At 71.5% G+C, this 17,702-nt stretch carries 13 protein-coding genes and 1 riboswitch; of the genes, 2 read left to right on the forward strand and 11 right to left on the reverse strand.

Features of this window, described 5'->3' with window-relative positions; all coding sequences use genetic code 11:
* Window positions 1–124 precede the first annotated feature (124 nt).
* The 7 genes from ACFVHV_RS32155 to ACFVHV_RS32185 all read right to left on the reverse strand — a co-directional run bounded on the left by ACFVHV_RS32155 (window position 125) and on the right by ACFVHV_RS32185 (window position 10,429).
* Window positions 125–1,144 (reverse strand): ribonucleotide-diphosphate reductase subunit beta, encoded by a 1,020-nt coding sequence (locus ACFVHV_RS32155; RefSeq protein ID WP_359904573.1) that lies wholly within the window; start codon window positions 1,142–1,144, stop codon window positions 125–127.
* The gene (locus ACFVHV_RS32160) at window positions 1,144–3,579 is read right to left on the reverse strand and encodes a ribonucleoside-diphosphate reductase subunit alpha (protein WP_380355802.1); all 2,436 of its coding nucleotides are present in this window, start codon (window positions 3,577–3,579) and stop codon (window positions 1,144–1,146) included. Before ACFVHV_RS32160 ends, ACFVHV_RS32155 begins: the two co-directional genes overlap by 1 nt.
* 167 nt (window positions 3,580–3,746) lie before the next feature.
* Window positions 3,747–3,890, reverse strand: a riboswitch (cobalamin riboswitch).
* 65 nt (window positions 3,891–3,955) lie between these two features.
* Window positions 3,956–5,191 (reverse strand): ricin-type beta-trefoil lectin domain protein, encoded by a 1,236-nt coding sequence (locus tag ACFVHV_RS32165; RefSeq protein ID WP_359904570.1) that lies wholly within the window; start codon window positions 5,189–5,191, stop codon window positions 3,956–3,958.
* A gap of 62 nt (window positions 5,192–5,253) precedes the next feature.
* The gene (locus tag ACFVHV_RS32170) at window positions 5,254–6,561 is read right to left on the reverse strand and encodes a glycoside hydrolase family 26 protein (protein ID WP_380355805.1); all 1,308 of its coding nucleotides are present in this window, start codon (window positions 6,559–6,561) and stop codon (window positions 5,254–5,256) included.
* The gene (locus ACFVHV_RS32175; protein ID WP_359904564.1) at window positions 6,561–8,537 is read right to left on the reverse strand and encodes a glycosyltransferase family 2 protein; all 1,977 of its coding nucleotides are present in this window, start codon (window positions 8,535–8,537) and stop codon (window positions 6,561–6,563) included. The genes ACFVHV_RS32170 and ACFVHV_RS32175 overlap by 1 nt, the downstream gene beginning before the upstream one ends.
* Before the next feature lie 258 nt (window positions 8,538–8,795).
* Window positions 8,796–9,860, reverse strand: coding sequence for a DUF2510 domain-containing protein (locus ACFVHV_RS32180; protein WP_380355808.1), 1,065 nt, complete (start codon window positions 9,858–9,860; stop codon window positions 8,796–8,798).
* 74 nt (window positions 9,861–9,934) lie between these two features.
* Complete coding sequence (locus tag ACFVHV_RS32185) at window positions 9,935–10,429, reverse strand: N-acetyltransferase (RefSeq protein WP_359904558.1); 495 nt, start codon at window positions 10,427–10,429, stop codon at window positions 9,935–9,937.
* Window positions 10,430–10,861: 432 nt separating this feature from the next.
* On the opposite strand from ACFVHV_RS32185, the gene ACFVHV_RS32190 reads away from it, so the two are divergent.
* On the forward strand, window positions 10,862–11,824 hold the full coding sequence (locus ACFVHV_RS32190) for a helix-turn-helix domain-containing protein (protein WP_359904578.1): 963 nt from the start codon (window positions 10,862–10,864) through the stop codon (window positions 11,822–11,824).
* A 28-nt stretch (window positions 11,825–11,852) separates the two neighbouring features.
* Here ACFVHV_RS32190 and ACFVHV_RS32195 read toward each other — a convergent pair whose 3' ends face one another.
* The 4 genes from ACFVHV_RS32195 to ACFVHV_RS32210 form a co-directional block, all read right to left on the reverse strand.
* Window positions 11,853–12,752: a histidine phosphatase family protein gene (locus ACFVHV_RS32195; protein WP_380355811.1), complete on the reverse strand. Its 900-nt coding sequence runs from the start codon at window positions 12,750–12,752 to the stop codon at window positions 11,853–11,855.
* 154 nt (window positions 12,753–12,906) lie between these two features.
* Entirely contained in the window at window positions 12,907–14,520 is a 1,614-nt protein-coding gene (gene mctP / locus ACFVHV_RS32200) for a monocarboxylate uptake permease MctP (RefSeq protein ID WP_380355813.1), read from the reverse strand.
* On the reverse strand, window positions 14,517–14,780 hold the full coding sequence (locus ACFVHV_RS32205) for a DUF3311 domain-containing protein (protein WP_359904550.1): 264 nt from the start codon (window positions 14,778–14,780) through the stop codon (window positions 14,517–14,519). Before ACFVHV_RS32205 ends, mctP begins: the two co-directional genes overlap by 4 nt.
* Window positions 14,781–15,178: 398 nt before the next feature.
* Complete coding sequence (locus ACFVHV_RS32210; protein WP_355261095.1) at window positions 15,179–15,970, reverse strand: GntR family transcriptional regulator; 792 nt, start codon at window positions 15,968–15,970, stop codon at window positions 15,179–15,181.
* 337 nt (window positions 15,971–16,307) lie between these two features.
* On the opposite strand from ACFVHV_RS32210, the gene ACFVHV_RS32215 reads away from it, so the two are divergent.
* Window positions 16,308–17,582 carry an extracellular solute-binding protein gene (locus tag ACFVHV_RS32215; RefSeq protein WP_359904549.1) on the forward strand — a complete coding sequence of 425 codons (1,275 nt, stop codon included), beginning with the start codon at window positions 16,308–16,310 and terminating at the stop codon, window positions 17,580–17,582.
* The last annotated feature ends 120 nt before the right edge of the window (window positions 17,583–17,702 follow it).

A 17,702-nucleotide genomic window follows, 5' to 3' on the forward strand; every position in this document is an offset into this window, starting at 1 on the left:
CTGCGGCTTGGTCGGCCTTCCTCCCGGGGATACCGGGCGGGGTGTTTCCGGCCCCCTGACCCGCCAGAGGTCCCCCGCACGGCTGTGGCCGTGCGGGGCACCTCTGTCGTTCGTTCTGTTCTTCCTAGAAGTCGTCGTCGAAGGCGACGGTGCCCTCGACGGCGACCTGGTACGCCGACACGCGGCGCTCGAAGAAGTTGGTCAGCTCCTGGACGTTCTGGAGCTCCATGAAGCCGAACGGGTTCGTGGAGCCGTACCGGATCGGCAGGCCGAGGCGCGCGAGGCGCTGGTCGGCGACAGCCTCCAGGTACTCGCGCATCGAGGCGGTGTTCATGCCGGCCAGGCCGTCGCCGCACAGGTCCTGGGCGAACTGGAGCTCGGCCTCGACGGCCTCTTCCAGCATCTCCGTGACCTGCTTGGCCATCTCGTCGTCGAAGAGGTCGGGCTCCTCCTCGCGGACGGTGTCGACCACCGACATCGCGAAGTCCATGTGCATGGACTCGTCGCGGAACACCCAGTTCGTACCGGTCGCCAGGCCGTGCAGCAGGCCACGGCTCCGGAACCAGTACACGTAGGCGAACGCGCCGTAGAAGAACAGCCCCTCGACGCATGCCGCGAAGCAGATCAGGTTGAGCAGGAACGCCCGCCTGTCCTCCTTCGTCTGCAGCGAGTCGATGTGGTCGACCGCGTTCATGTACTTGAAGCAGAACTGCGCCTTCTGGCGGATGGAGGGGATGTTCTCCACCGCCGCGAAGGCCGCGTTGCGGTCCTCCGGGTCGGGCAGGTAGGTGTCGAGCAGCGTCAGGTAGAACTGGACGTGCACGGCCTCTTCGAACAGCTGCCGCGAGAGGTACAGCCGCGCCTCGGGCGAGTTGATGTGCTTGTAGAGGCTCAGCACCACGTTGTTGGAGACGATCGAGTCGCCCGTCGCGAAGAACGCGACCAGCCGGCCGATCAGGTGGCGCTCGCCCTCGCTGAGCTTCGCCAGGTCGGCGACGTCGGAGTGCAGGTCCACCTCCTCGACGGTCCAGGTGTTCTTGATCGCGTCCCGGTACCGGTCGTAGAACGACGGGTAGCGCATCGGGCGCAGGGTCAGCTCGAAGCCGGGGTCGAGCAGCATCTTGCGGTCTTCGGACTGGGACATTACTGGCAGGCCTCGCAGGACTCGGGGTTCTCCAGGGAGCAGGCGAGGGCGGCTTCCTGCTCCGGGGTGAGGGTCGGGGTGTTCACGGGCACGGGCGCCGGCGCGGCGGCGCGGGCGGCACCGGACGCGGCCTGGGCGATGCGGGTGGCCGGGCGCGAGCGCAGGTAGTAGGTGGTCTTCAGACCGACCTTCCACGCGTAGGCGTACATCGAGCTGAGCTTGCCGATGGTCGGCGCCGCCATGAACAGGTTCAGGGACTGGCTCTGGTCCAGGTACGGCATCCGCGCCGCGGCCAGGTCGATCAGCGCGCGCTGCGGCAGCTCCCAGGCCGTCCGGTACAGCGAACGCACCTCGGCGGGCAGCCAGTTCAGCTCCTGGACGGAGCCGTTGGCGTCGCGCAGGGCGTCGCGGGTCTGCTGGTCCCAGACGCCGAGCTCCTTGAGCTCGCGCACCAGGTACGGGTTGACCTGGAGGAACTCGCCGGACAGCGTCTCGCGCTTGAACAGGTTGGACACCTGCGGCTCGATGCACTCGTACACGCCGGCGATGGACGCGATGGTCGCGGTCGGCGCGATGGCCAGCAGCAGCGAGTTGCGCAGGCCGGTCTCGGCGATCCGGGTGCGCAGCGCCGTCCAGCGGTCGGCCCACTGCGGGGCGGCCGTCGGGAAGTGGTCGATGTGCAGTTCGCCGCGGGCGGCGCGGGTCTCGCCGTACGCCTCGTGGCGGCCGAGCTGCTCGGCCAGGTCGGCGGAGCGCTCGTACGCGGTGAGCATGATGCGCTCGGCGATGAGGGTGGAGAGGACCTTCGCCTCGGCGGAGTCGAAGTCGATCCGCAGCTGGAAGAAGACGTCCTGGAGGCCCATCACGCCGAGGCCGACCGGCCGCCAGCGGGAGTTGGACGTCCCGGCCTCGGTGGTCGGGTAGAAGTTGATGTCCACCACGCGGTCGAGGAACGTCACGGCCGTACGGACGGTGGCGTCGAGGCGCTCCCAGTCCATGGCGCCGATCAGGTCGGCGGCCGAGGCGCCCGGGGCGACGTGGGCGCCCAGGTTGACCGAGCCCAGGTTGCAGACGGCGGTCTCGGAGTCGTCCGTGACCTCCAGGATCTCGGTGCACAGGTTGGAGGAGTGCACCGTGCGGCCGGGCAGCGCGGTCTGGTTGGCGGCGCGGTTGGAGGCGTCCTTGAAGGTCATCCAGCCGTTGCCGGTCTGCGCGAGGGTGCGCATCATGCGGGCGTACAGGGTCTGCGCCGGGATGGTGCGCACGGCCTTGCCGGCCAGCTCGGCCTTGCGGTACGCCTCGTCGAACTCCTCGCCCCACAGGTCGACCAGCTCGGGCACGTCGGCCGGGGAGAACAGCGACCAGTCCTGGTTGGCGTTGACCCGGCGCATGAACTCGTCCGGGATCCAGTGCGCCAGGTTGAGGTTGTGGGTGCGGCGGGCCTCTTCGCCGGTGTTGTCGCGGAGCTCCAGGAACTCCTCGATGTCGGCGTGCCAGGTCTCCAGGTAGACGCAGGCCGCGCCCTTGCGGCGGCCGCCCTGGTTGACGGCGGCGACCGAGGAGTCGAGGGTGCGCAGGAACGGCACGATGCCGTTGGACTTGCCGTTGGTGCCGCGGATCAGGCTGCCGCGCGAGCGGATGCGCGAGTACGACAGGCCGATGCCGCCGGCGTGCTTGGACAGGCGGGCGATCTGCGCGTAGCGGTTGTAGATCGAGTCCAGGTTGTCCAGCGGCGAGTCGAGCAGGTAGCAGCTCGACATCTGCGGGTGGCGGGTGCCGGAGTTGAAGAGCGTCGGCGAGGAGGTCAGGTACTCCAGGCGGCTCATCAGGCCGTACAGCTCGGCCACCTCGCGCACGGACTGCTCGCTGTCGCCGACCGCCAGGCCACAGGCGACGCGGAGCAGGAAGTGCTGCGGGGTCTCGATCACCTTGCGGGTGATCGGGTGGCGCAGCAGGTAGCGGGACTGCACCGTGCGCAGGCCGAAGTACTCGAAGCGGTCGTCGCCCTTGGTGTCGACGAGCGCGTCCAGGGCGGCCGCGTGCTTGGTGACGAAGGCGGCGGTGGTGTCGCCGATCAGGCCCTCGGCGTGGCCGACGGCGATCGAGGCGGAGAAGGACACCGAGCCCTGGCTGTTCGCCTCGTCGACGATCTCCAGGGCGAGCAGGCGGGCGGCGAGCTTCGAGTACTGGGGGTCCTCGGCGATCATCGACGCGGCGGCGTCCACGGCCAGGCCGCGCAGCTCGGCGAAGTCCGAGCCGGCGTGGCGGCCGCGCAGCGCGGCGGCGGCGACATGGCCGGGGTCGACCTCGGTGAGGTCGGTGCTGCGGTCGGTGAGCAGCCGCAACAGGGCGCCGCCGGGGTCGGAGACCGTCGGGTCGGTGAAGGCGGTGCCGGTGCCCTGGGTGGGCAGGGTGGCTGAGGCGGCGATGGTCAAGGCGCTCTCTCCTGGCGGCGATCGGGCGGCGGTGATCGGGGGTACCGGGCCGATCGGGGCAGGGGAGCACGCACGCGGGCGCAAGCGGCGTCCGCGCGACGGTGGCATCCCCGGCCCGCCCGCGAGGCCCGGAAGGAAACTGCTCGTGCTGCCGGCCTCTGCGGGAGGGCCCGTGGCACGCCGTCGGCAGGTATTCGGACTCGCGGGGAGGGCTCGTGGAGCCGCCCGCTCACCGCTGCGGGGCAGTCCCGGATTCGCACCGAGTTCCCCTGCATCGACAGCAGGGACGAGCATACATCTAGTGCCGTGAGTCCGATGCAGCCCCACATGTTGTGTCGCGAAGTACAGTTGTTCGACTGTGTGTGCGATAAACTGCTCAGGCTGGAGGGTGCCATTCCTGGCCTGTGCGGGCCTCGCACGGGCGCATCCGGACCTGGGCGGTCCCGCTCGCGGCGGCGCCCGGATTCTCGACGCAGCGCCCGGTGCCCTGGTTCGCGAGCTGCCCCGTCGGGGTCACCCGCCAGCGCTGGTCGGGACGCGAGGTGCAGTCCGTGAGGACGGGGAAACCGAGGCCCGGATCCTCGACGCAGCGCCCGCTCTGCCCCACCGAGCCGTCGTCCCCCATCGTCCACGCCTGCGCGGGCGAGCCGTCGCAGGTGCCGGCGCCGATCGCGGCCGGATCGCCCGCCACCCGGCTGTCCAGGCAGAGACCGGGCAGGGCCGAGGTGATCGCGCCGCTGGGCTGCCCGGCGGCGGCCTGGAACGAGAACGAGTCGCTGCTGAGCCCGGCGCCCCCGTCCCAGATCTCGAAACCGGCCTGGACGGCGCACAGGTACGAGCCCGCCGGGACGTAGCCGCGCTGGACGGCGTCGCGGGTGAAGGCCCGCAGGTCCAGGTCGGTGACGGAGGTCGCGCTGGTGGCCATCTCGTAGGTGATCAGGGTGTGGCTGCTCTTCTTCGGCGCCTCGTACACCCGGTAGGAGGCGCCGCCGACCTGGAGCTCGCCGGCCTGCCGGCCGAACGGGGTCTTGCCGTTCCCGCGCAGCCAGATCATCAGCTCGGCGCTCTCGGTGAAGGAGCAGCTGGTCCGGCTGTTGCTGTACCAGACGTCGTACGAGGCGTTGTAGACGCCGCTGTCGATCTGCGTGGTCCGCCAGCTGCTGGTGGCGTAGCGCAACTTGTCGACCGCGATGGGCAGCGGGCCGGTGCCGGGCTGGAGCTGGGTGCTGATGTGCGGGTACGCGCCGGGGCCGCGGTCCGGGTCGGTCAGGCTGGCGGGGCCGATGCCGCTGCGGGTCACCCGGAAGCCGCTTCCGCCGTCGGTGCCGCTGATGCAGAGGCCCCCGGTGGCGTTCCACTCGTTCGGGTTGATCAGGTAGCGGCCGGAGTCGACGGCCTGGGCGGGGTAGCGGTTCTCCGCGGTGGAGCAGATCTCGCCGGCGGTGGCGGCCGGCAGCGGGGCGACCGCGGGGGCGGCCTGGTCGGGCTGCCTGCGGTCCCGGGGGAGCAGCACGGCGCACAGGATCAGCGCGATCACGATGGTCGGCGCGAGCCACCACCACGAGCGCCGGGTCGCGCGCCCGGTTCCGGGTACGGCGGGGGTGGTGGTCATGGGGTTCTCGCCTCCCTGCTGCGGTGTTGTCGGCCGGTACGAGGGCCGGCTCGGCGGCGCGCTCACCCGGCGGGGGTGGAGCTCGACCGGGGCCGGGTCGCGGGGGAGGTCGGCTTCTTGGCGGGGGGCTTCGTGGTGGAGCCGGCCGTCGGGCTCGGAGTGGTCGGGGGATCGGGCGTCGGGGCGGGCGCGGGGGCCGGCGGCGCGGCGGTCAGGGCCGGCAGGGAGCGGATGGTCCAGGGCGTGTTGTAGCGGGGCGCGGAGACCCCGGCCGCGAACGCCTCGGACGCGGCGCCGGACGCGGCGACCCGCCAGTCGACCTCCTTGCGCGACTCGTACCAGATCACGCCGATGATGTCGGGGTGCTGGGGGAGCTGCGCGAACATCTCGGTGATCCACTGCGCCTTCAGCCCCGAGGTGTCGGTGGCCCCGGTCTCGGTGATCACCACGGGCTTCTTCGTGAACGCCCGGATCTGCTCGATGGTCGGCTGGAAGATCTGGTCGAACGACTTGTACTTCTCGACGCCGGTGGTGCCGTAGTAGCCGGACAGGCCGACCCAGTCGACGTAGTCCTCGCCCGGGTAGAGGGTGTTCAGGCTGGTGGCGTTCTCGTAGTCGACGTTGGGGCTCCACACCCAGGTGACCCGGGTGGCGCCGACCTGCTTGAAGATGTCGTGGACGTGCTGCCACGCCTGGACGTACTGGCCCTTCCGGTTGCCGTTCGCCTGCTCGGTCCAGGGGTACCAGTAGCCGTTCATCTCGTGGGCGAAGCGCAGGGCGATGGGGTAGCCGAGGCCCTTGACGCCCTCGGCCCAGGTCCTGATGTAGTCGTCGAACCTGCCGTCGATGATGTTCGAGAGGGCGTACTCCGGCTGCTCGCCGCGGAGCTTGTCCTCCTTCGCCTCCTTGCGGTAGTCCCAGGGCTCCCAGGCGACCATCGGCATGATGCCGCGCTCGGCGACGGTGTCGAACACCCGGCGGTCGAACTTCCGGTCCCACCAGCCGACCGAGAACTCCAGCACGCTCGGCTGGTGCTTGACGGCGGCGGTGAACTCGTCGAGCGGGCCGAGGTCGTACGGGCCGGGCTTGGTCATGATGCCGGTGAAGGCGCCGCCGGCCGGCGGGAACTGCGGCGGCGGGGGCGGCGGGGCGGCGGTCGCGCCCGGCGTGGTGGGGGTGGCGGACGGGGACGGCGACGCGGCCAGGGCGCTGGTCAGCCAGCCCGGCATCGCCGTGGGGGCCGCACCGGCGAAGCTGTACGGGTCCTGGTCGTGGTTGCGGGAGAGCCGGGGCGCGAGCACGAAGGTGTACCCGACCATCAGCACCAGGGCGAGCAGGGCGGCGATCCGGGGGACGGTGATCCGCAGCATCAGCGGGCCCCCCGCTCGGGCCGGCCGCCGACCCGGGCGGGCTCCGGTCCTTCCTCGAAGCCGTCCTCCTCCACGGCCGTCGGGGCGGTCTCCCCGGCGTGCGGCGGTTCGGTCCGTTGGACGGGCAGGGACGCGGTCACGAGTTCCTCGGCGGTGTCGGCGGCCCTGGCGGCGACGGCCCGCTGGGCCCGCGCCTCGCGGCGGGCGCCGACGAAGGAGATCGCCAGCGGCGCGAGGCCGGTGAACAGGCTGACCCCGGCCCAGAAGCGCAGGATCCAGATGTCGTGGTGCAGCGTGAAGCTCGCGCCGAGCAGTCCGCCCGCGACCGCCGCCCACAGCAGGTGCAGCCGGAACGTCGACAGCGACTCGGCGCTGCGCAGGTCGCCCTTGGCGGTGACGGCGTAGGCGAGCGGGCGGCGCAGCAGCGCCGCGATCGCGGCGGCCACGTAGACCGGGCCGGCGAACAGGGCGAGGCCCATGCCGGCCATGCCGATCTCGCGCCGCTCGTGCGCGGCCAGGTTGAACCGGCGCAGCCACAGCCACAGCACGAGCCAGCTGCCCATGCTGGCGCCCCACAGGGCCATCCAGTGGGTGCTGTTGAGGTGGATGGAGGTGATGCCGAGGGCCAGGTAGACGGAGGTGGCGAGACTGCCGAGGACGGTGGTGAGCGCCACGCTCGGGTAGTAGAACTGGACCAGGCCGTAGAGCACGCGCTGGCGGAGCCGCAGCTTGATGCCCGAGCGCAGCCGGCTCTTGAGCAGGATCTCCCAGATGCCGTAGGCCCAGCGCTTCTGCTGGTTGAAGTAGTCGGTCCAGGAGGTCGGGCCCTCGCCGACGGCGAGGACGTCGGGGGTGTAGACGCCCTTCCAGCGCTGGCCGGTCCCCGGATTGACGGAGGCCTGGACCCGCATGCTGGTGAGGTGGTCCTCGATGATCGAGTCCTGGTAGCCGCCGATCTGCTGCCAGGCGCTGGGCCGGTACAGGTGGTTGGTGCCGATCAGCAGCGGGGCGTCCATGCCGTTGCCGCCGCGCTCGACCAGACCGGAGAACAGGTACTGCTGCACGGAGGCGCCGTGGGCGACCCAGTTGTCGTACATGTTGCCGTACACCTGGGGGGCGACCACGAAGGCGACGTCGGGGTCGCGGAAGTAGCCGAGGGTGCGCTCCAGGAAGCAGGGCAGCGGGACGTGGTCCGGGTCCATCTGGGCCACCACGTCGTAGCCGTGCTCGTGCTCGGCGCGCCAGGAGTTGTGGTTGCCGGACTTGGTCTTGGCGCGGAACTCGCCCTCGGCCTGGTTGTACTCCGGGCGCCCCTTGCGGCTGAAGTGGTTGACGCCGAGTCGGGCGGCCATCTTCTTGACGCGGTCGTCGTCGCCCTCGTCGAGGATCCAGACGTCGACCTGACCGTCGTACTCGATCCGCAGCATCGCCGCGAGGGTGCGCTCGACGATCTCGATCGGCTCCTTGGAGGGCACGATCGTGGTGAGCACCGCGACCCGCAGACCGGGCGGCGGGGTGACCGGCACCGGGTCCTTGGCACGGAACGCGAAGACCCAGACCGCGAGGTTCTGAACCAAGCGGATGACTTCCACCGTGATAACTGCACAGAAGCAGATTCTGGCGAGGTTGATCCGCCAGTCCGGGGACCAGCCCACTCCGGAGCCGGGAATGTGTTCGGGAAGGAGCAGCCAGCCGACGAAGGCGAGGCCGGCGAGTGCGTTGACGGTCACCAGGAGGGTCGTGACGAACGTGACGCCGCGCGAGGAGACCGAGCGGTAGCGAACGGCGGCGCCGTCCTCACCGGGGGTCAGCGGGCCGACGGTCTCGGCGCATGCGACGTAGGCCCGTTGGGCCGCGCTGTTGCGCACGTCCCGGCGGACGATGCGCCGTTCGTGCCGGGACCGGGGCAGGACGCGTCCGTGGCGTCCGCGCACCCGGCTGCTCCGCTTCGCCGCCCGTTCGTCGGTGGAATCCACCAGTCAACCCCCGTACAGCCGCTCCGTCGTACCGAAGCGCTGGTTCCCTGCTCTGTCACCGCCCACCGGCGCCGGACACCCGGCCGCCGTTCGGCGGCAACGGCGTGTCGGCGCCCCTCAGGGGCCTCGCTGATAGTCGTTCAATCGGTCAGCATACGGGCCGTGGTCGAGCGATCTCAGCCCGGGGCCGGGGCCGGGGCCGGGCGCGTCAGCGCCCGCGGGCTCCGCGGGAGGGCGGGCCCGCGGGTGGGGCGAGCGTCAGGGTGTGATCTTGACGGAGTTCGCGATCTGGTCCATCAGTGCCAGCGGGGGAGCCTCCGCCGCCTGGTCGAGGCAGATCTGGAGCACGGGGACGGTGGTGGCCCCGGCCGCCGGGGTGACCTGGAGGACGCCGCAGTAGCTGTCCGGCGTGGAGGAGGCGCTGGACATCGGGACGTGCCACAGCGCGAGGTAGCCGTCCATGCCCTGGATCTTGACGGCCGACTGCTTGACCGGCTCCGGCGGCGCCGGCGCGTCGGCGCCGTAGCGGGTGTTGTAGAGCAGCTGGCCCATGCCGAGCACCAGCGACTTCGGATCGGACCAACCGCCGTTGAACACCCGGAGGTTCTGGACGACCAGGCCGCGGGTGCAGGCTCCGCTGCCGTGGCCCACGCAGGCGTACGGGCTGACCGCGTAGCGGACCTCGTTCGGCGCCTTGGCGTCGACCTGGACCTGCCAGTCCTGCGGCAGCATGAAGTTCATCTTCGAGTCCTGGCCGACGATCTGCCGGCCGCCGGGCAGCTGCTGGCCGCCGGTCAGGGCGGTGCCCATGAAGCCGTTCGGGCTCTTGGGGTCGGCGGCGACCGTCGGGGACGCGGTCGGATCGGCCTTCGCCGAGCCGGGCTTGGCGGTCTTGTGACCGACCACGTAGCCGGCTCCCGCCATGGCCACCGACAGCACCACGGCGCCGACGGCCAGGAGCACCCGGCGCTTGGTGCGGTCCGGCTCGACGGTCTCGAACACCACCGAGGTGGGAATCGGCCTGGGACCCGGAACGGCGGGCGCGGCCTGCGCCGCCGGTGCGACGGGCTGGGTCGGCACGGAAGGCGGCGTCGGCGCGGCCGGCACCGGGGGAACGGGCTGTCGAACCGGTGCCACCGGGGCGGCGGCCGTCGGCGCGGCGGCGCTCTGGGCGGTATGGCCGGGGAACGGGTTCGCGGGCGTGCCACCGCCCGGCTTGGCCTGAACCTTGTCGGTCCAGGTCGAACCGTCCCACCAGCGCAGCGTGTTGGCCTGCCCGGAAGGGTCCTCGTACCAGCCGCTGGGCACACTCCCCGTCGTCATGCGGCGGATACTAGCAGCGAGCCGATCGGATGGTCATTTCAAGTCACCAAGTGCGTGCGGCAGTCGATGCCGGGTCAGAACGCCATCGTGTAGACCATCAGGTCCATCCCCGGGTACGGGGCCCAGTCGCGCTCGGGGGTGCGGCGGAAGCCGACCCGCTCGTAGAGGCGGTGGGCGGTGGTCATCTCCGGGCGGGTGGAGAAGGCCATGCCGGCCAGGCCGAGGTCGCGGCTGCGGGCGACGGAGGCGCGGACCAGGGCCTCGCCGACGCCCCGGCCCCGGGCGGCGCCGGCGGTGGCCAGCATCCGTATCTCGCCCTCCCGGGGGGAGGCGATGTCCGCCCACTCGGTGCCGCCGACGGCGAAGGTCACGCAGCCGAGGACCCCGGCTCCGGCCGCGTCGACGGCGACCAGGAGTTCGGCCTCCAGGGCCCGTCGCCCGGCGTCGCGCAGCAGCTCGACGTAGGTGCTCGTGGGGTTGGTGAAGCCGTCGCCGACGAAGGCCTCGACGGTGATCCGGCCGGCGTCGGTGAGGTCCTCGGGGAGGGCCTGGCGGATGAGGAAGTCCATCGGGCCAGTGTGCCGGAGGCCGGTGCGGGGCGGTCCTCCGGGGTCGAACCGATCGGGTCGGCGGACGGTTCGGTGAACGGTTCGGCGGGCGCGGCGGCGGAGTGGGCGGCGGACCGGGCGACGGACGGGCCGGCGGTGCCGTACAGCCGCTCGGGCCGGGCCTGGTCGGCCGGGTAGCCGCCCGGGCGGTGGTAGTTGTCGCGGCCGGCCGCCGGGCCGCTGGAGGTCTCGCGGCCGATCAGGAGGCCGAGCAGGCCGAAACCGCCGACGGCCGCGGTCATGGCGAGTGCGCCGATGAGGGTGTCGCTGTCCATGGGCACCACTGTGGCCGGGCGGCACCGCGGCCACGAGTGGCAGGAATGACCGATCACCTCGAAATCCTGCCATTCGGTTCCTTCCGCCGGGGCGGGCACCGGGGGCATCCTGGTGGGCATGCTGAAGAACGTGGTCGCGGTGGTGCTGGAGGAGGTCCACCCCTTCGAACTGGGCGTGGCCTGCGAGGTGTTCGGCCTGGACCGCACCGCCGACGGGCTGCCGGGCTACGACTTCGCGATCGCCGGGGCCCGTCCGGGGCCGCACGCCACCCACTCCGGCTTCGCGGTGGACGTGCCGTACGGCCCGGAGCGCCTCGCCGGGGCGGACCTCGCCGTGGTCACCGCGGCGAGCATCCGCCGCGACTACCCGGAGCCGCTGCTGGCGGCGCTGCGCGGGGTGGTCGAGGGCGGCGGCCGGGTGCTGTCCATCTGCAGCGGCGCCTTCGTGCTGGGCGCCGCCGGGCTGCTGGACGGCCGTCGCGCCGCCACGCACTGGCGGCACAGCGCGGCGCTGGCCGAGCGCTTCCCGCTGACCGCGGTCGAGCCGGACGTGCTGTACGTCGACGACGACCCGGTGATCACCTCCGCCGGGACGGCGGCCGGCATCGACGCCTGCCTGCACCTGGTGCGCAAGGTGCAGGGTGCCGAGGTGGCCCGGGAGATCGCCCGCCGGATGGTGGTGGCCCCGCACCGGGAGGGCGGGCAGGCCCAGTTCGTGAACCGCCCGCTGCCCGAGGCCGCCGACGCCTCGCTGGCCCCGCTGCTGGACTGGATGCGCCACCACCTGGCCGAGGAGGCCACCGTCGAGCAGCTGGCCGCCCGGGCGCACATGTCGCCGCGCACCTTCGCCCGCCGCTTCCAGCAGGAGACCGGCACCACCCCGCACCGCTGGCTGGTCGGGCAGCGGGTGCTGCTCGCCCAGCGGCTGCTGGAGTCCACCACCGAGCCGGTGGACGCGATCGCCGCCCGCTGCGGCTTCGGCAACGCGGCCGCCCTGCGGCACCACTTCGGCCGCCGGCTGGGCACCACGCCGCTGGCCTACCGGCGCTGCTTCGCCGAGCCGGAGCCCCGGGCGGGCTGAGGGGACTCCCGGGCGGGCCGAGGGGGTGTCAGTCCCCGCCGGGCACCAGGTGCCCGACCCCGTTCCAGCCGTCCGGCCGCAGCCGCCCGTCCTGGGCCCGCCACAGGCTGGTGGAGCAGTTGTGCACCGGTCCGAGCGCGGTGAGCTGCTCCTCGGTGAGCCGGTCCAGCGCGTAGCGGAGCATCAGCACCGTGCAGTCGTGCGCGACCACCAGGACGGGCCGCCCGGCCTCCTCCTCGCAGAGGTCCCGCAGCAGGCTGCGCACCCGCAGCGCGACGTCGGCCCAGGACTCGCCGCCCGGCGGGCGGTAGTACAGCTCGCCCATCTTGCGCCGCCGGGCCGCCTCCTCCGGGTGCTTGGCCTCGATCGCGGCCTTCGGCAGCATCTCCAGGATGCCGAGCTCCCGGTCGCGCAGCCGTTCGTCGTACCGGACGGCCAGGGTGACCGGGACGGCGCCGAGCCCGGCGGCCTGGGCGAGCGCGATCCGGGCGGTCTCGGCGGTGCGCACGTACGGGGAGCACCAGACGCTGCGCGGGCGGTCCGCGCTGGGCAGGGCGGCCCACCAGCGGCCGAGCGCCTGGGCCTGCTGCCGGCCGTGCAGCGACAGCGGGATGTCGGCGTCGCGGCAGCTGATCGGGACGCTGAGCGCTCCGGCGGCCTCGGCCAGCTGGAACTCGACGTTGGCGGTGGACTCCCCGTGCCGGGTGGCGATCAGCAGGGACGGCAGCCGGCCGGCGGCGGCCGGGCGGTGGGTGCTGCCGTGCTGTTCGTGGCCGCCGGGGTGCTGCCCCTGCCCGCCGGGGTGCTGGCCGTGGGCGGCACCGCGCTGACCCTGGGTGGCGCCGTGCTGGCCCTGGGTGGTGGCGTGGTGGTGCTGGCTCTGGGTGGACTGGTGCTGGCCGTTGAGGGTGGTGCCGAGTTCTGCCATGGCCGCGAGCTCCCCGTGGTCGATCAGGTTCCGGCCGGATGCCGGTCCGGTCTGGTGGTGCCCGGCGTGCACGCCTGTTCATACATATGATCGCGCCGCCTTCTCCAGTGTTCACGGAGAAGGCGGCGCGATCACAGGGCGCGTACCGCGCGAATCAGTGCGCCGCTACAGGCTCCGGCGCGTTCTTCAGCTCTTCGTCACCGGCTTCGGCGCTGTAGTCGGACGGCCTGGTCTCGTCCGGGAGCTCCGGCGCCTTGACCGCCCGCAGCACCAGGGTGAGCGCCACCGCGACGATCAGGTTGAGCGCGAAGGCGGTCAGGCCGATGTAGCCGATCTCGCCGATGCCGGGGATCCCGGCCGCGCTGCCGCCGAAGTGCTTGGTGGCCGGGCTGGCGATCCCGTACGCCTTCCAGGTGCCGTACACCATGCCGGCCGCCCAGCCGGCGAACAGCGCCCAGTGGTGGAACCAGCGGGTGAACAGGCCGCCGACGATCGCCACGAAGGTCTGCAGGATCCACAGGCCGCCCAGCAGCTGGAGGTTGATCGCGGCCTGCTTGTCCATGCCGAGCACGAAGGCCAGGGCGCCGACCTTCACCAGCAGCGAGACCAGCTTGGCGATCCGGGTCTCGTCGGCGGGGGTGGCGGAGGGCTTGAGCCAGTCCTTGTAGACGTTGCGGGTGAACAGGTTGGCCGCCGCGATGGACATGATGGCGGCCGGCACCAGCGCGCCGATGCCGATCGCGGCGAAGGCCACGCCGGTGAACCAGTCCGGGAACATGTCCGCGAACAGCTGCGGCACCGAGAGCTGGGCGTTGTAGCCCTTGACGCCCTTGCCCACGCCCGCCGCGATCGCCATGAACCCGAGCAGCGCCAGCAGGCCCAGCATCAGCGAGTACGCGGGCATGATCGCCATGTTGCGGCGCACGGTGCTGCGGGACTTGGAGGCCAGCACGCCGGTGACCGAGTGCGGGTACATGAACAGCGCCATCGCCGAGCCGAGGGCCAGCGTGGCGTACGTCCACTGGCTGCCGTGCGGGACGGTCAGCGACCCCTTGGCGCCCGGCGCGCTGAACTTGTGCGCGGCGGCGTCGAAGATGTGCCCGTAGCCGCCGAGCCGGATCGGGATGTAGATCACCGCGACGATGATCACGATGTAGACGAGGGCGTCCTTGACGAAGGCGATCAGCGCCGGGGCGCGCAGGCCGGAGGAGTAGGTGTAGGCGGCCAGCACGCCGAAGGCGATGAACAGCGGCAGGTCCTTGACGAACCAGTTGGCGTTCTCCCCGCCGCCGACCCCCAGCACGTCCAGCACGGCCTGGATGCCGACGAGTTGCAGGGCGATGTACGGCATGGTGGCCAGGATCCCGGTCAGCGCGACGACCAGCGACAGCGGCCGCGAGCCGTACCGGCCGCGCACGAAGTCGGCCGGGGTCACGTAGCCGTGCATCCGGGAGACCGACCAGAGCCGGGGCAGGAAGAGGAAGACCAGCGGGTAGGCGACGATCGTGTACGGCACCGCGAAGAAGCCCGCCGCGCCGGTGGCGTACACCGCCGCGGGGACGGCGACGAAGGTGTACGCGGTGTAGAGGTCGCCGCCGAGCAGGAACCAGGTCACCCAGGTCCCGAAGCTGCGCCCGCCCAGGCCCCACTCGTCCAGGTGCGCGGCGTTGTCCGCGCGGCGCCAGCGCGAGGCGAGGAAGCCCATCACGGTGACCAGGGCGAAGAACAGCACGAAGACCACGAGGGCCGGCACGTTGACGTCCTTCATCGCGCACCGCCCGTCCGGGCCGCCTTGCGGGCCTTCTCGTCCCGGGTGATCAGCAGGTAGGCGGCGACCGTGAACACGGCCGACACCGGCACCCAGAGCAGCTGGTACCAGTAGAAGAAGGGCACCCCGGCCACCGCCGGTTCGCTCTTGTCGTACGAGGACACCCAGAGCATCGCGACGATCGGCACCAGCAGGGCGAGGCCGGCCAGCACCCGCTCGGGCGTCACGGCCGGGACGGGCCTCCCGGCTGGCTCGGGCATGACATCTTCGAGGGTGAGGGGATCAGACGGCATCTTCGGCTCCGCTCCGGAGGGTTCCCCGTCGGCGCCGCAGCCCGGTCGGCGCCGAGCGCCGCACGGGCCCGCCGAGCAGCACCATCGGTGATCGGCAGTCAGGTCAGTACGGCTGCGCAATCTAGAGCATGGGGTGATCCATGTCACCGGAATTGACGGAACTTCCCGCCAGTCGGACGCAACCGACCGGTTGTTCACCGTCGGACGACGGAAACGCGCTGCCGCGGCGGGACGTGAGGCGCCGTCACCGTACATGCGGTGCGGAACGCGAAAGGCGCCGGCGCGCGGGTCCTGCGCGCCGGCGCCCGAGGTGCGGCGGGGGAGTGCGGCTGCTCCGGGTGCTGCCGTCGGCCCGGACGCTCCGGCTACTCCGGACGCTTCAGCCGGGTGATGAACTTGTAGCGGTCGCCGCGGTAGATCGAGCGGACCCACTCCACCGGATCGCCCTCGGCGTCGAAGGAGTGCCGGGACAGCTGGAGCATCGGCAGGCCGAGGTCGGAGCCGAGCAGGCCGGCCTCGCGGGGGTTGGCCAGGGTGGTCTCGATGGTCTCCTCGGCCTCGGCCACGGTGACCCCGTACACCTCGCGCAGCGCCGCGTACAGCGAGTTGTGCTTGGCCAGGTTGCGGCGCAGGGCCGGGAAGCGCTTGGCGGACAGGTGGGCGACCTCGATGGCCATCGGGTCGCCGTTGGCCAGCCGCAGGCGCTCGATCCGCAGCACCCGGCCGCCGGGCTTGATGTCGAGCAGCGGGGCGAGCCGGTCGTCGGCGGTGATGTAGCCGATCTCGATCAGCCGGGAGGCGGGCTCCAGGCCCTGCGCCCGCATGTCCTCGGTGTAGGAGGTGAGCTGGAGGGCCTGGGCGACCTTGGGCTTGGCGACGAAGGTGCCCTTGCCCTGGATGCGCTCCAGCCGGCCCTCGACGACCAGCTCCTGGAGGGCCTGGCGCACGGTGGTGCGCGAGGTGTCGAACTGGGCGGCCAGCGCGCGCTCGGGCGGCACCGGGGTGCCGGCGGGCTGGGTCTCGGTGAGCTGCAGCAGGTGCCGCTTCAGGCCGTAGTACTTGGGGACGCGCGCGGTCGGGTCGGTGCCGGCCTGCGTCGGGAGGTTGTTCACCTCGGGGTCGTTGACCTGGGCGGTGGATCCCCCGTCGCTGCTCATCGGACCTGTTCTCCCGCTTCTCGCGAGGCCTTCAGCGACCCCGCCACATCGTTAACGGCTCACATCGTTGCATGTATGGCTACGGAACGAATACCTCATCACGCGATGAACGATGTGCGGTGTCGGCTTGATAACGGGTGGTCGAGATCGGTCGAACAGCCGTTGACAGGCCCATTGGTCTAGGCCAAGCTCCAGGCAGCTGGTCTACACCACTAGGCCGGTAACTATGAATCCCCCCACCCGTTCGATGGGGTCCGCGGCACCTTTCCCCCCGCTTTGTGTGGGTCTGCCGCTGCCGCCCGACGGGGGCAACCCAGGCATCCCTCAGGAGGATGGCGTGAAGCGTCAGCTCATCGCGGCGGTCGGCGTCGCAGCAATGGTCGTCGGCCTGGCGGCTTGCAGCTCGGACGGCAAGAAGACCGAGGGCGGCTCGTCCGCGGCGGCCAAGAACTACGACGGCAAGACCCTGACCGTGTGGCTGATGGACGGCTCGGCCCCCAAGGGCTGGGAGGACAGCGTCAAGGCCGACTTCGCCGCCGCCTACCCGGGTGCCAAGCTCGACATCCAGACCCAGAAGTGGAACGGCATCGGCCAGAAGGTCACCGCCGCCCTCTCCGAGGGTTCGGTGGACGTCCTGGAGATCGGCAACACCCAGACCGCGGGTTACGCGGCCACCGGTGGTCTGCTCGACATCACCAAGGACAAGGCCGACCTGGGTGGCGCCGACTGGGCCGCCAACCTGAACGAGTCCTCGATCATCGACGGCAAGCAGTACGCCGCCCCGTGGTACTTCACCAACCGCGTGGTGACCTACAACAAGGACATCTGGACCAAGGCCGGCATCACCACCCCGCCGAAGACCCTGGACGAGTTCTACACCGACCTGGACAAGGTCAAGGCCGTCCCGGGCGTCACCGACGCCCTCTACATGCCCGGCCAGGAGTGGTACGCCTACTTCGGCCTGCTGACCAGCGAGGGCGGCAAGCTCGCCAAGAAGGACGGCGACAAGTGGGTCGGCGGCCTGTCGAGCCCCGAGGCCCAGAAGGCCTTCGAGACCTACAAGAAGCTGCAGAGCCACTCGACCACCGCGCCGAAGGACAAGGACGAGGCCACCCCGCAGCAGAAGGACGTCTTCGCCAAGGGTGACATCGGCACCATCATCGGTCTCGGCTGGGAGGTCCCGAAGCCCGAGGAGCTGGCCGCCGACAAGATCGGCTACTTCCCGCTCCCCGGCGCGACCGCGGACAAGCCCTCCAGCGTCTTCCTCGGCGGCTCGAACCTGGCGATCGCCCAGCAGAGCAAGAACCCGGAGCTCGCCAAGGGCTTCCTGAAGATCGCCATGAACGACAAGAACGAGGGCCTGATCGCCTCCTCGGGTCTCATCCCGAACAAGGTCGCGCTCAACAGCAAGGTCACCGGCGACTTCGCCAAGGCCGCCCTGCCGGCCTCGCTCAACGGTGCGACCACCCCGAACGTTCCGACCTGGACCAACGTCGAGAACGAGCCGAACCCGATCAAGGACTTCCTGACCTCGGCGCTGAACGGCGACTACGCCGCCGCGGCCAAGAAGGCCGACGACGAGATCGCGAAGCGTCTCAACCAGAAGCAGTAAGGCAGTCGAGCGGCGGGGGGGCCCCGGCCCCCCCCGGGGGGGGGGGGGGGGCGCCGCGCCGGGGGGGGGGGGTTTGGGTGTATGAAGAAAGAAAGGGTGGGGGGAGGGAAGGGGGGAGGG

Origin of the sequence: Kitasatospora sp. NPDC127116, from assembly GCF_042677365.1 — a bacterium.
Taxonomy (GTDB): domain Bacteria; phylum Actinomycetota; class Actinomycetes; order Streptomycetales; family Streptomycetaceae; genus Kitasatospora; species Kitasatospora lactacystinica.